Origin of the sequence: Burkholderia ubonensis (assembly GCF_001718695.1) — a bacterium.
GTDB lineage: Bacteria > Pseudomonadota > Gammaproteobacteria > Burkholderiales > Burkholderiaceae > Burkholderia > Burkholderia ubonensis_B.
The window spans coordinates 1,462,612-1,475,232 of sequence record NZ_CP013420.1 but is presented as its reverse complement, the minus strand read 5'-3'; the positions used below and the strand labels follow the sequence as shown (position 1 = coordinate 1,475,232).

11 protein-coding genes are annotated in these 12,621 nt (G+C 70.3%); 5 read left to right on the top strand and 6 right to left on the bottom strand.

Annotated elements, in window-relative coordinates; all coding sequences use genetic code 11:
• Nucleotide 1 precedes the first annotated feature (1 nt).
• Together WJ35_RS06615 and rmuC are read left to right on the top strand one after the other, a co-directional pair.
• A complete protein-coding gene (locus WJ35_RS06615) occupies nucleotides 2–991 on the top strand; it encodes a 2-hydroxyacid dehydrogenase (protein ID WP_060234578.1) in 990 nt (329 codons plus the stop codon).
• Nucleotides 988–2,457, top strand: coding sequence for a DNA recombination protein RmuC (rmuC, locus tag WJ35_RS06610; RefSeq protein ID WP_060234555.1), 1,470 nt, complete (start codon nucleotides 988–990; stop codon nucleotides 2,455–2,457). The genes WJ35_RS06615 and rmuC overlap by 4 nt, the downstream gene beginning before the upstream one ends.
• A 90-nt stretch (nucleotides 2,458–2,547) precedes the next feature.
• Here the strand turns inward: rmuC and WJ35_RS06605 are convergent, their stop codons facing one another.
• The 6 genes from WJ35_RS06605 to WJ35_RS06580 form a co-directional block, all read right to left on the bottom strand.
• The gene (locus WJ35_RS06605) at nucleotides 2,548–3,033 is read right to left on the bottom strand and encodes a GNAT family N-acetyltransferase (protein ID WP_060234554.1); all 486 of its coding nucleotides are present in this window, start codon (nucleotides 3,031–3,033) and stop codon (nucleotides 2,548–2,550) included.
• Nucleotides 3,030–3,305, bottom strand: a complete 276-nt coding sequence (locus WJ35_RS06600; protein WP_010091813.1) for a hypothetical protein — start codon at nucleotides 3,303–3,305, stop codon at nucleotides 3,030–3,032. The genes WJ35_RS06605 and WJ35_RS06600 overlap by 4 nt, the downstream gene beginning before the upstream one ends.
• Nucleotides 3,306–3,343: 38 nt before the next feature.
• Nucleotides 3,344–4,642, bottom strand: coding sequence for a gephyrin-like molybdotransferase Glp (gene glp, locus WJ35_RS06595; RefSeq protein ID WP_060234553.1), 1,299 nt, complete (start codon nucleotides 4,640–4,642; stop codon nucleotides 3,344–3,346).
• Between the two features lie 123 nt (nucleotides 4,643–4,765).
• Nucleotides 4,766–5,383, bottom strand: a complete 618-nt coding sequence (mobA, locus tag WJ35_RS06590; RefSeq protein ID WP_060234552.1) for a molybdenum cofactor guanylyltransferase MobA — start codon at nucleotides 5,381–5,383, stop codon at nucleotides 4,766–4,768.
• Nucleotides 5,384–5,389: 6 nt separating this feature from the next.
• Nucleotides 5,390–6,502: a GTP 3',8-cyclase MoaA gene (gene moaA / locus WJ35_RS06585; RefSeq protein ID WP_060234551.1), complete on the bottom strand. Its 1,113-nt coding sequence runs from the start codon at nucleotides 6,500–6,502 to the stop codon at nucleotides 5,390–5,392.
• Between the two features lie 125 nt (nucleotides 6,503–6,627).
• The gene (locus tag WJ35_RS06580; RefSeq protein WP_069238943.1) at nucleotides 6,628–9,834 is read right to left on the bottom strand and encodes an Rne/Rng family ribonuclease; all 3,207 of its coding nucleotides are present in this window, start codon (nucleotides 9,832–9,834) and stop codon (nucleotides 6,628–6,630) included.
• 718 nt (nucleotides 9,835–10,552) lie between these two features.
• On the opposite strand from WJ35_RS06580, the gene WJ35_RS06575 reads away from it, so the two are divergent.
• Genes WJ35_RS06575 through WJ35_RS06565 form a run of 3 tightly spaced genes read left to right on the top strand, consistent with a single transcriptional unit; the run spans nucleotide 10,553 to nucleotide 12,620 of the window.
• On the top strand, nucleotides 10,553–11,557 hold the full coding sequence (locus WJ35_RS06575; RefSeq protein WP_010091821.1) for an RluA family pseudouridine synthase: 1,005 nt from the start codon (nucleotides 10,553–10,555) through the stop codon (nucleotides 11,555–11,557).
• Nucleotides 11,558–11,562: 5 nt separating this feature from the next.
• Nucleotides 11,563–12,222, top strand: coding sequence for an HAD-IA family hydrolase (locus WJ35_RS06570; protein ID WP_060234550.1), 660 nt, complete (start codon nucleotides 11,563–11,565; stop codon nucleotides 12,220–12,222).
• Nucleotides 12,219–12,620, top strand: a complete 402-nt coding sequence (locus WJ35_RS06565) for a Rieske (2Fe-2S) protein (protein WP_010091823.1) — start codon at nucleotides 12,219–12,221, stop codon at nucleotides 12,618–12,620. The genes WJ35_RS06570 and WJ35_RS06565 overlap by 4 nt, the downstream gene beginning before the upstream one ends.
• The last annotated feature ends 1 nt before the right edge of the window (nucleotide 12,621 follow it).

Sequence of the window (12,621 nt, the reverse complement as noted above, 5' to 3'; positions counted from 1 at the left end):
GATGCAGAAGATCCTGGTCGCGCGTCCGATCTTCCCGGACGTGATCGAACGGCTCGAGCAGTATTTCGAAGTCGACTGGAACAATGGCGATGCGCTCGCGCCCGACGCGCTCGCCGCGCGCCTGGCCGACAAGGACGGCGCGTTGACGGCGGGCGACCCGATCGGCGCGGCCGCGCTCGCGGCGGCGCCGCGCCTGCGCGTCGTGTCGAACATGGCGGTCGGCTACAACAACTTCGACATGGCTGCGTTCGACGCGGCGAACGTGCTCGGCACCAACACGCCGGACGTGCTGAACGAATCCACCGCCGATTTCGGCTGGGCGCTGATGATGGCAGCCGCGCGGCGCATCGCCGAAGCCGAGCACTGGCTGCGCGCCGGGCGCTGGCAGAAGTGGGAATACGACGGCTTTCTCGGCCACGACATCTACGGCTCGACGCTCGGCATCATCGGCATGGGCCGTATCGGGCAGGCGCTCGCGCGCCGCGCGCAAGGCTTCGGCATGCAGGTGATCTATCACAACCGGTCGCGGGTCGCGCCCGAGATCGAAGCGGCGCTGAACGCCGAGTACGTGTCGAAGGAGGCGCTGCTGTCGCGCGCCGACCACGTCGTGCTCGTGCTGCCGTATACGAAGGACAGCCACCACACGATCGGCGCGGCCGAGCTCGCGCTGATGAAGCCCACCGCGACGCTGACCAACATCGCGCGCGGCGGGATCGTCGACGACGCGGCGCTGGCGGCCGCGTTGCGCGACCGGAAGATCGCCGCGGCCGGCCTCGACGTGTACGAGGGCGAGCCGAGCGTGCATCCGGCGCTGCTCGAGGTGCCGAACGTCGTGCTGACGCCGCACATCGCGAGCGCGACCGAGAAGACCCGCCGCGCGATGGCGAACCTTGCCGCCGACAACCTGATCGCCGCACTGGGCGAAGGGCCGCGCGCGGGGCGTCCGCCGAATCCGATCAACCCGGACGTGATCGGGAAGACGCGAGCATGACGATCACGTTGTTGCTCGCGGCGGTCGTCGTGCTGGCCGTTGCACTGGCGGTGGCGGTCGTCTCGATCGTGCGGGGCGGCGGCCGCCACGACGACGTGGCGGTGCTCGGCGACCAGATCGAGGACGCCGCGCACGCGCAGGCGCGCGCGGTCGAGCGACTCGAGCGCGAACTGCGCGGCGAGATCGTCGAGGGCGCGCGCGGCTCGCGCACGGAGCTGGCGGGCAGCTTTGCGCGGCTGCAGCAGACGCTCGCCGCGCAGCTCACGAGCGTCGCTACCGTGCAGAACAACCAGATCGACGGTTTCGCGCAGCAGCTCGCGAAGCTCGTCGCAGGCAACGCGCAGCAGTTCGACGCAATGCGCGACAGCCTGCAGCGCCAGGCGCAGCAGGCGCGCGAGGAGCAGAGCGCGGCGCTGCGGATGTTCGGCGACACGCTGAACCGCCAGCTCACGCAGCTGACCGAAGCGAACGACCGCCGGATCGGCGAAGTGCGCGCGACGCTCGAACAGCGCCTGAAGGAAATCGAGACGAACAACGCGGCGAAGCTCGAGGAGATGCGGCGCACCGTCGACGAGAAACTGCACGCGACGCTCGAGCAGCGGCTCGGCGAGTCGTTCAAGCTGGTATCCGACCGGCTCGAGCAGGTGCATCGCGGGCTCGGCGAGATGCAGACGCTCGCGGCCGGCGTCGGCGACCTGAAGAAGGTGCTGACCAACGTGAAGACGCGCGGCACCTGGGGCGAAGTGCAGCTCGAGGCGCTGCTCGAGCAGATGCTGACGCCCGACCAGTACGCGAAGAACGTCGCGACCGTGCCGAAGAGCAGCGAGCGGGTCGAATTCGCGATCAGGTTGCCGGGGCGCGATGCCGGCGCGAGTGATGCGCCGCCGGTCTGGCTGCCGATCGACGCGAAATTCCCGCGCGAGGATTACGAGCGGCTGATCGACGCGCAGGAGCGGGCCGACGCGGCCGCGGTCGACGAGGCTGCGCGCGCGCTCGAGTCGCGCGTGCGGGCGGAAGCGCGCACGATTGCCGAGAAGTACGTCGCGCCGCCGCACACGACCGATTTCGCGCTGCTGTTCCTGCCGACCGAAGGGCTGTACGCGGAGATCCTGCGCCGCCCGGGGCTGACCGACCTGCTGCAGCGCGATTACCGCGTGACGGTGGCGGGCCCGACGACGCTCACCGCATTGCTGAACAGCTTGCAGATGGGCTTCCGGACCCTCGCGATCGAGAAGCGTTCGAGCGAGGTCTGGCAGGTGCTCGGCGCGGTGAAGACGGAATTCGGCAAGTTCGGCGACGTGCTCGCGCGCACGAAGTCGCAGTTGGAGACGGTCACGCGTTCGATCGAGGCGGCCGAGCAGCGCACGCGCGTGATGAACCGCAAGCTCAAGCAGGTGGAGGCGCTGCCGGGCGATACGGCGGCCGGCCTGCTGGGCGCGGACGGCGTCGATCCCGACGACGCGTGACCGGCGTCGGTCACGCGAGCCGTCATTGAAACGAAAATGGGCGCGATGAGCGCCCATTTCTTTTGACGGCTGCGGCGGAGGCAGCCGGGTTCAGCGCCCGGCGAGCGTTTCCAGTGCGTCGCCGGTTACGCGCACGATGCGCCAGTCCGGCAACACGGTCGCGCCCATCTTCTCGTAGAAATCGATCGCGCGCTGGTTCCAGTCGAGCACCGACCATTCGAAGCGTGCGCAGCGGCGCTCGACGGCGAGCGCGGCAAGCTGCCGGAGCATCGAGGTGCCGAGGCCCGTGCCGCGCTGCGACGGCTGCACATAGAGATCCTCGAGATACAGGCCGCGGCGGCCCACGAACGTCGAATAGTTGTGAAAGAACAGCGCATACGCGACGAGCGCGCCGTCGCGTTCGGCGACGAGCGCTTCGCCCGCCGGGTGCGCGCCGAACAGCGCGTCGGCCAGATCGGGCTCGGTTGCGACGAACAGGTGCGTGAGCTGTTCGAATTCCGCCAGCTCGCGCATCAGCGCTAGGATCGCGCCGACGTCCCGGGCCTCGGCCGCGCGGATCAGCGGGCTGCCGCTCACGCTTCCTCCGGCGGGTCGGACAGCACGATCTCGATGCCGCCGAAGCGCGCCGCAACCCAGTTGTATGCGTGGCAGGCGATCCACAGCAGCACGAAGCCGACCACCGCGTTCAGCAGCAGCGCGCTCAGGATCGTGCTCAGTTCGACCATCCCGAAGCGGACGTACGCGACGAGAATGCCGAGCAGCACGATCGGTACGCTGAACGTCAGGTAGACGAGGATCAGCGCCTTGGCGGTCTGTCCCGCGGCGATCGACGAAATTTGTTTCTTCATGTGCGGATTGCCCCCGTAGTGATACCGATAAATGGAATTCAGATCAGGCCGTCGAACGGCAGGATGTCGACCGGCGCGCCGGCGTCGACCGCGCCCGCGTCGTGGCCGAGAACGATGAAGCAGTTGGCGGCCGCGAGCCCGCTCAGCGACGCGGAGCTCTGCGAGCCGGCCGGCGCGACCTGCCAGCCGCCGTCGGTGGCGCGCGTGGCGACGCCGCGCAGGTATTCGGTCCGGCCCGGCCGCTTCTTCAGCGGCTGCGTGCTGAGCGCGGTGTACAGCGCGGGCGGCGGCGTCTGTGCGCCGGCCATCGCCAGCAGTGCAGGGCGGACGATCGCGTAGAACGTCACCGCGGATGCCACCGGGTTGCCGGGCAGGCCGAAGAACAGCGCGCCGCGTTCGCCGGCGGACGGCGGCGCGAGCGTGCCGCACGCGAGCGGCCTGCCGGGGCGCAGCGCGAGACTCGCGAACGTGACGTCGCCAAGCCGCGCCATCACGTCGCGCGTGAAATCCGCCTCGCCGACCGATACGCCGCCCGACGTGATCACTGCATCCGCGTGCGCGGCGACCGCGTCGCGCAGCGCCGCTTCGAGCGCGGCCGGGTCGTCGCGGACGATGCCGAGATCGAGCGGTTCGGCGTTCAATCGGGCGAGCATCGCGACGAGCATCCCGCGATTGCTGTCGTACAGCGTGCCGCGGTCGAGCGGCGTGCCCGGCGCGCGCAATTCGTCGCCGGTCGAGAACACGGCGACGCGCAGGCGGCGGCGCACGGTCACGTCGGCGTGGCCGAACGATGCGAGCAGGCCGAGGTCGGCCGGGCGCAGGATGCGGCCCGCGGCGAGCGCGCAGGCGCCGCGCGCGAGATCCTCGCCGGCCTTGCGGCAGTTCGCGCCGCGCGACACGTCGCACGCGGCGAACCGGATCGCGCCGTCCAGGGCGGTCACGCGCTCCTGCGGGATCACGGTGTCGCATCCGGCCGGCAGCGGCGCGCCCGTCATGATGCGGATGCAGCCGCGCGCGGGCACGGCGCCGTCGAACGGGTGGCCGGCGAACGCCGCGCCCGCGATCGCGAGCGTCACGTCGCCGTCCGGCGACGCGTGCGCGCATTCGCCGCCGTCGAACGCGTAGCCGTCCATCGCCGAATTGTCGTACGCGGGGATGTCGAACGGCGCCGTCACGTCGGCCGCGAGCACGCGGTCGAGCGCGTCGCGCAGCGACACCGTGTCGCATGCGTCGACCGCCGCCGCGCAGCGGCACGCGAGCGCCTGCGCGTCGGCGAGCGACAGCGGCGCGTCGTGGTCGGCTGCGGATCGGGAGGCGGGCGAGGATTGCGTGGTCATGAGTCGGACTGCGCCGCGAGGCTTATCGGGTTGGTGGCCGGGGTGCGTGGCCGGCTGGGCGACGGCGGCGCGTATGCGCGGGTCGCAGGCGGCGGGCGGCGCGCGGGAACCGGGCCGGCGCGGTCAGCGACGGGCGAGCGCGGCGAGTTCCTGCCAAGAGTTGGCATTGTAAAACGCACGCTCGTCATGAAACTCGACTTCGACCGCCTTGTGGCGCGCGTACCACGCACGCACTTTGCGGTCGCCCGCGTCGAGCCGCGCCGCGAGATCGTCGGCCAGCGACGTGCGCAGCAGCGCGAACGTCGGCTGCGGAGCGCGCTGGCGCTGCGCGTCGACCGTGACCGCCATCGCGATGTCGGCGTGCTGCGCGACGAGCGCCGCATGGAGCCGCGCGACCAGATCCTCGGGCAGGTACGGCGAATCGCACGGTGCGCACGCAACGAGCGGTGCGCGCGCCGCGCGCATGCCGGCGAGCAGGCCCGCGAGCGGGCCGGGGAAGTCGTGCGTCGCATCGGGCACCACGCGCGCGCCGAACGGCGCGCCCAGTTCCGCATAGCGCTCCGGATGGCGGTTCGCGCTGATCAGCATTTCGTCGACCTGCGGCGCGAGCCGGCGCAGCACGTGCAGCGCGAGCGGCGTGCCGTCCAGCAGTTGCAGGCCCTTGTCGACGCCGTCCATGCGCGTCGCGCGGCCGCCCGCGAGCAGCAGGCCGGCGATCGACGGGAGCGGGGCAGCGGCCATCGCGCGTCAGCCGCCGATGTACGACATTTCGACGCGCTTGCCCGCGCGCTCGGCCGCCGTGTCGGCCATGGCGCTGCCGCGCAGTTGCGAGTAGCGGTCGGTGCGGGCCTGCCAGATGCGCGCGATCGCGGTGGCGATCTCGGCGTCGCTCGCGCCGTTGCGCACCAGCGCGCGCAGGTCGTGGCCGGCCGTCGCGAACAGGCACAGGTACAGCTTGCCTTCGGTCGACAGGCGCGCGCGCGTACAGTCGCCGCAGAACGCCTGCGTGACGCTGGAGATTACGCCGATCTCGCCGCCGCCGTCCGCGTAGCCCCAGCGCTGCGCGGTTTCGGCCGCGGTGTGGGATTCGAGCGGCACGAGCGGGAAATGCTCGGCGATGCGCGCGACGACGTCGGCGGACGGCAGCACCTCGGTCATGTTCCAGCCGTTCGACGTGCCGACGTCCATGTATTCGATGAAGCGCAGCACGACGCCGGTGCCGCGGAAGCGCGCCGCCATCGGCAGGATCTCGCTGTCGTTGGTGCCGCGCTTCACGACCATGTTGACCTTGACCGGCTCGAGGCCGGCGGCCTGCGCGGCGAAGATGCCGTCGAGCACGTCGGCGCTCGCGAAGTCGGCGTCGTTCATGCGCCGGAACAGCGTGTCGTCGAGCGCGTCGAGGCTGACCGTCACGCGCTTGAGCCCGGCGTCCTTCAGCGCGCGCGCCTTGCGGGCGAGCAGCGAGCCGTTGGTGGTCAGCGTCAGGTCGAGCGGGCGGCCGTCGTGGGTCGTCAGGCGCGCGAGGCGTTCGATCAGGAATTCGAGGTTCTTGCGCAGCAGCGGCTCGCCGCCCGTGATGCGGATCTTCTCGACGCCGTGCGCGACGAACAGCCGTGCGATCCGCTCGATTTCCTCGAGCGTCAGCAGCGCGCTATGCGGCAGGAACGGGTAATCCTTGTCGAACACCGCGCGCGGCATGCAGTACACGCAGCGGAAGTTGCAGCGATCCGTCACGGAGATGCGCAGGTCGCGCAGCGGACGCGCAAGCGTGTCGTGCAGCAGGCCATCCGGGGTGTGCGCGGCGCCGGAGACGTCCGGCAACCCGCTGACGTCGGCGAGGGGAATGATGCGTCGGGACATATCTAAAGAAGTGCGAGCCGGGCTTGTATTCTAGCCGCAAGCGGTGTTTCGGGCTGGTGAGCGCAAACCCGCGGTACGAAAAAGAAAAAGCCCGCCGAAGCGGGCTTTCTCGGGCTGCGACGCGCTTAACGCTGCGACGTCTCGACCTGCTGCATCGGCGTCGTGTCGACCGGCGGCAGCGCCTTGCGCTCACGCGGCACGCGAGCCGGCCGCGGGAGTTGCGCGGCGGCGTCCTGGGCGGCGCGGAACTTGTCGGCGTCCGTGTTTACCCACACCAGACCGGCCTGTTCCAGTACGACCTCGAGGCCGGCCGAAACGGGCGCAGCAGCCGCAGGAGCCGGCGTCGCGGGTGCCGGCGCTGCAACGGTTTCGACCGGGGCAGCTTCGACGCGAGCAGCTTCGACCGGGGCCGCTTCGACGCGAACCGGCTCGGCCGGGGCCGGTGCGGCTTCGACTGCGACGACCGGTGCCGGCGCGGCGTGCTCGACGGGCGCGGACTGCGGCGCTTCGACGGCAGCCGGCTCGGCCGGCACTTCGAATGCGTCGGTCGGCGAAACCGCGACCGGCGCCGGGCCTGCTTCCACAGCGGCGGCCGGGGCGACCGATGCCGTTGCGGCTGCCGGAGCGGCGATGGCCGGCTCCAGCGGCGCGACCGGCGTCGCTTCGACGCGTACCGGTGCCGGTTGCGGCTCGACTGCGGCCGGTGCGGCGGCTTCGGCGTGCTGCTCGACCGCGGTTTCGGCCACGACGGCGCCTGCTGCCGCGACGGCAGCCACGGCGACCGGTGCAGCCGCTGCGGCCGTATGAGCCGGTGCTGCTGCGCTCGACTCGGTCGCTACTTCCTGCACGGCGGCTTCATCGCCGACGCCTTGCTCGGCGACTGCGCCGTCTTCCTCGCGCTCGCGACGACCGCCGCGGCGGCCGCGACGGCGGCGGCGGCGCTCCTCGCCACTGGCTTCCGCGTCGGCTGCCGCATCTGCGCCGGGCAGCGCAACTGCGGCGGCCTGGTCGGCTTCCTCGTCCGGATGGCTTTCGCCGCGGGTGACCGTTTCGAGCGTGGCCGCATGCTGGGTCGGCTTGCGGCGCTCGCCGCGCTCGCGACGTTCGCCGCGTTCCTGGCGCTCGCCGCGACCGGTCGCCTCGACGGCTTCCGGCTGCTCGCCGCGCTCGCGCGGTTCACGGGGTTCGCGGGCCTCGCGCGGCTCGCGGATTTCACGCGGTTCACGCGGCTCGCGGCCTTCGCGCGGGCCTCGGCCTTCGCGACCTTCGCGGCCCTCACGACCTTCGCGGTTCTCGCGCGGTTCGCGGCCTTCACGCGGCTCGCGAGCCTCGCGCGGTTCACGACCTTCGCGCGGTTCACGCGGCTCGCGCGCTTCCTTGCCTTCGCGCTCGAGGCGCGGCGATTGGCCGCGGCCTGCCGGTGCCTGGTCGCGTCCGCCCTGAGCCTGCGGGCCGCCACGACGGTTACGGTTGCGATCGCCGCCGCGCTGCTCGGGCTTCTCGGTGCGCTCGCGGGCCGGGCGGGCAGCCGGTTCGCTGACCGGGGCCGGTGCGACCGGCGCGGGCGCCGGTGCCGCCGCCGGCGCCATGCCGAACAGGCCCTTCAGCCAGCCGATGATGCCGCCGCTTGCAGCGGCGACCGGGACGGGCGCGGGCGTCGGTGCGGCCGCGACCGGCTCGGCCGGACGCTGCGGCGCCGGGCTCGGCGCCGGACGCTCGGGCGTGATGCCCTTGACCGCGGCTTCCTGCTTCGGCTTCACTTCGGCGGCGCGCTTGCTGTAGCCGGTTTCCGATTCCAGCTCGCGGGCAGCTTCCTCGGCCATCTTCCACGATGCGCGCGGATCGTCGAGGCGCGCGTCGTCGTGACGCAGGCGCTCGAGCTTGTAGTGCGGCGTATCGAGGTGCTTGTTCGGGATCAGCACGATGCCGACCTTGAAGCGCGACTCGATCTTGTTGATTTCCTGGCGCTTTTCGTTGAGCAGGAAGGCGGTCACCTCGACCGGCACCTGGCAGTGGATTGCCGCGGTGTTTTCCTTCATCGCTTCTTCCTGAATGATCCGCAGGACTTGCAGCGCGGACGATTCGGTATCGCGGATATGGCCGGTGCCGTTGCAGCGCGGGCAGGTCACGTGGCTGCCTTCGGACAGCGCCGGGCGCAGCCGCTGGCGCGACAGCTCCATCAGGCCGAAGCGCGAGATCTTGCCCATCTGCACGCGGGCGCGATCATGCTTGAGCGCATCCTTCAGGCGCTGCTCGACCTCGCGCTGGCTCTTGGCCGATTCCATGTCGATGAAATCGATCACGATCAGGCCGCCGAGGTCGCGCAGGCGCAGCTGGCGGGCGACTTCGTCGGCCGCCTCGAGGTTGGTGCGAGTCGCCGTTTCCTCGATGTCCGCGCCCTTGGTCGCGCGCGCCGAGTTCACGTCGATCGCGACGAGCGCCTCGGTGTGGTCGATCACGATCGCGCCGCCCGACGGCAGCGGCACCGTGCGCGAATACGCGGTCTCGATCTGGTGCTCGATCTGGAAGCGGGAGAAGAGGGGCACGTCGTCGTGGTAGCGCTTCACCTTCGACACGTTGTCCGGCATCACGATGTCCATGAACGCACGGGCCTGATCGTGGATCTCGGTCGTGTCGATCAGGATTTCGCCGATGTCCGGCTGGAAATAGTCCCGGATCGCGCGGATCACGAGGCTCGATTCCAGGTAGATCAGCATCGGCTCGCCCGAGCGGCCGCTCTGCGACGCGGCTTCGATCGCGCGCCACAGCTGCAGCAGGTAGTTCAGGTCCCACTGCAGTTCCTCGGCGCTGCGGCCGATGCCCGCGGTGCGGGCGATCATGCTCATGCCGTCCGGAATCTGCAGCTGCGCCATCGTTTCGCGCAGTTCCTGGCGCTCGTCGCCCTCGATGCGGCGCGACACGCCGCCGCCGCGCGGGTTGTTCGGCATCAGCACGAGGTAGCGGCCGGCGAGCGAGATGAACGTCGTGAGCGCCGCGCCCTTGTTGCCGCGCTCTTCCTTCTCGACCTGGACGATCAGCTCCTGGCCTTCGCGCAGCGCGTCCTGGATGCGCGCGGAGCGCATGTCGACGCCTTCCTTGAAGTACTGGCGGGCGACTTCCTTGAACGGCAGGAAGCCGTGGCGGTCTTCGCCGTAGTTGACGAAGCAGGCCTCGAGCGAGGGCTCGATGCGGGTGATGACGCCTTTGTAGATATTGCCTTTGCGTTGTTCGCGCCCGGCGGTCTCGATATCGATGTCGATGAGTTTTTGCCCATCGACGATGGCGACGCGCAGCTCCTCCTGCTGCGTCGCATTGAACAGCATGCGTTTCATGAACGACTCCAGGCGGCTCTGCTGCCGGCGCCTCGCGGTTGTCAGCCGCAAGGGCGGGAACGACGGCAGGCCGCGCCTTGTTGTGTTGTCACAAGCACGCTGGAGCGGGATCGATGGCGGGGAGAATTGCCTGAAGAGGCGCTTGGGTCCCGAACGACGGGGCCGGCGGCCATAGGGCACCTGCGAACACGGCTTCAAAGCACGGCGTCCACACTCCGCACGCTGCACAAGCGCGCTAAGCCTCAGACCGGGCACTGCCGCGGGCGCGCACAGAAAGTCGCGCGCGCCGACGGGCGGCAGATGCTGCGGCTTGGGCCGCAGCGGGGAGTATCGAATCCAGCCCGACTTTCCCGCCTGGGGTGTTCTTCCTTGGTTTGACGTCGCCAGTCCCCGCACGCTTCGCGGGGCCAAATCGGGCGCAACGCCGTTTTTCGCAACCGGCAGCCGGGTCGGACGCGTCGCGCCGCCCGGCTGCCAATTAAATTCTTTTCAACCAACTTTCCGTTACCGCGGCGCCTTGCCGACCGAATCCGCCTGTGGGCGTGATCCCTGCCGGCGGCCGGCGCCGTGCGTGCAACTTGCTGCTTCTCTTTGTTCGGGGCGAGCAGCCAGCCCCCGGCGCAAGTAAAATGACGGTTTGCGCTTGCGCCTTGCCCAATCCGTCCGGCCGGCCGATCAGGCCGCCCGCAACGTCAGGCTGGGCAAAATTATATTCAGTATGAATGAGTTAGGCAAAATATCCCAGAATTCGGTCGCAAGCGGCCAGGTCTCGATGGTCGAGATCGATGAAACTGCCGCGGGTCAGCGGATCGACAATTTCCTGTTGCGCGTCTGTAAAGGCGTGCCGAAAAGCCATATTTACCGGATCCTGCGCAGCGGGGAAGTCCGCGTGAACAAGGGCCGGGTCGACGCGCAGTACCGGCTCGCGCACGGCGATATCGTGCGGGTGCCGCCGGTGCGGATGGCCGCGGCCGATCTCGCGCGCGCCGACACGCCGGTCGTGCCGCCCGCGCACTTCGATGTGCTGTTCGAGGACGACGCGATGCTCGTGATCGACAAGCCGGCCGGCGTCGCGGTGCACGGCGGCAGCGGCGTCGCGTTCGGCGTGATCGAGCAGCTGCGCCAGGCGCGCCCGCGGGCGAAATTCCTCGAGCTGGTGCATCGCCTCGACCGCGAGACGTCCGGCGTCCTGATGCTCGCGAAGAAGCGCGCCGCGCTCGTCGGCCTGCACGAGATGATCCGCGAGAACCGGATGGACAAGCGCTATTTCGCGTGCGTGCACGGCGAGTGGCAGTCCGACTGGGGCCGCCGCCGCGCGGTGAAGGCGCCGCTGTTCAAGTACACGACCCCGGAAGGGGAGCGCCGGGTGCGCGTGCAGGACGACGGCCTGCCGTCGCACACCGTGTTCAACCTCGTCGAGCGCTGGCCCGACTATGCGCTCGTCGAAGCGGAACTCAAAACGGGTCGGACCCATCAGATTCGCGTGCATCTCGCGCATCTCGGCCTGCCGATCGCCGGCGACGCCAAGTATGGCGATTTCGCACTGAACAAGGCGCTGTCGCGCGCGAACGCGCAGCCGTCGCTGAAGCGCATGTTCCTGCATGCGCACCGGCTGCGGCTCGCGCATCCGCTGACCGGCGAGGCGCTGCAGTTCGACGCGCCGCTGCCGGACGAATGCCGGCGCTTCCTCGACCAACTGAGCGCATTGCGCGATACCGCTTGAACCGCATGGCACGACAGCAATTCGACCTGATCGTCTTCGACTGGGACGGCACGCTGATGGATTCGACGGCGCACATCGCCTTCAGCATCCAGGCGGCATGCCGCGATCTCGGCTTGCCCGCGCCGTCCGACGAGGCGGCCCGCTACGTGATCGGCCTCGGTCTGCGCGACGCGCTGCAGATCACGGCGCCGACCCTCGATCCGTCCGACTATCCGCGGCTCGCCGAGCGCTACCGCTATCACTACCTGATCAAGGACCAGCGCATCGAGCTGTTCGCCGGCGTGCGCGAACTGCTCGCGGAGCTGCGCGACACCGGCTACCTGCTGGCGGTCGCGACCGGCAAGGGCCGGGTCGGGCTGAATCGCGCGCTCGACCAGGCGAAGCTGACGAGCCTGTTCGACGCGACGCGCTGCGCGGACGAGACGTTCTCGAAGCCGCATCCGGCGATGCTTCAGGAACTGGGCCGGGAACTGGGGCAGGATCTGGCGCGCACCGTGATGATCGGCGACACGACCCACGACCTGCAGATGGCGGCCAGCGCGGGCGCGGCCGGCATCGGCGTCGCGTACGGCGCGCACTCGGCCGCCGCGCTCGCCGCGCTGGCGCCGCGCTTCGTCGCGCCGGACGTCGAGGCGCTGGCCGGCTGGCTGCGGGAGTTCGCATGAGCGCAGCCGTTCCCGCCCCGGACGCGGTGCGCGTCTGCGCATCGGACGCGCTGGCCGACGGCGGCGCCGGCGTGCGCGTGGACGCGACGCTGCGCGGCGAGCAGGCCGTCGTGTTCTTCGTGCGCTACGACGGCCGCGCGTACGGCTACCTGAACCGCTGCGCGCACGTGCCGATGGAGCTCGACTGGGCCGAGGGCCAGTTCTTCGAATCGTCGGGCTTATACTTGATGTGCGCGACGCATGGCGCGATCTATGCGCCGGACACCGGCAAATGTGTCGGCGGCCCGTGCCGCGGCGGCCGCCTGCGGCCGGTCGAGGTCGACGAGCGGGACACGCCCGACGGCCGCGCGGTATTCTGGGTGCCCGACGCCGATTTGCGTCCCGCCACGACTGACTGAC

What these genes read in the sequence shown, in the direction of transcription:
- WJ35_RS06615 (WP_060234578.1), top strand. Translation starts at nt 2, where the DNA reads ATGCAGAAGATCCTGGTCGCGCGTCCGATCTTCCCGGACGTGATCGAA.
- rmuC (WP_060234555.1), top strand. Translation starts at nt 988, where the DNA reads ATGACGATCACGTTGTTGCTCGCGGCGGTCGTCGTGCTGGCCGTTGCA.
- WJ35_RS06600 (WP_010091813.1), bottom strand. Translation starts at nt 3,305, where the DNA reads ATGAAGAAACAAATTTCGTCGATCGCCGCGGGACAGACCGCCAAGGCG.
- glp (WP_060234553.1), bottom strand. Translation starts at nt 4,642, where the DNA reads ATGACCACGCAATCCTCGCCCGCCTCCCGATCCGCAGCCGACCACGAC.
- mobA (WP_060234552.1), bottom strand. Translation starts at nt 5,383, where the DNA reads ATGGCCGCTGCCCCGCTCCCGTCGATCGCCGGCCTGCTGCTCGCGGGC.
- moaA (WP_060234551.1), bottom strand. Translation starts at nt 6,502, where the DNA reads ATGTCCCGACGCATCATTCCCCTCGCCGACGTCAGCGGGTTGCCGGAC.
- WJ35_RS06580 (WP_069238943.1), bottom strand. Translation starts at nt 9,834, where the DNA reads ATGAAACGCATGCTGTTCAATGCGACGCAGCAGGAGGAGCTGCGCGTC.
- WJ35_RS06575 (WP_010091821.1), top strand. Translation starts at nt 10,553, where the DNA reads ATGAATGAGTTAGGCAAAATATCCCAGAATTCGGTCGCAAGCGGCCAG.
- WJ35_RS06570 (WP_060234550.1), top strand. Translation starts at nt 11,563, where the DNA reads ATGGCACGACAGCAATTCGACCTGATCGTCTTCGACTGGGACGGCACG.
- WJ35_RS06565 (WP_010091823.1), top strand. Translation starts at nt 12,219, where the DNA reads ATGAGCGCAGCCGTTCCCGCCCCGGACGCGGTGCGCGTCTGCGCATCG.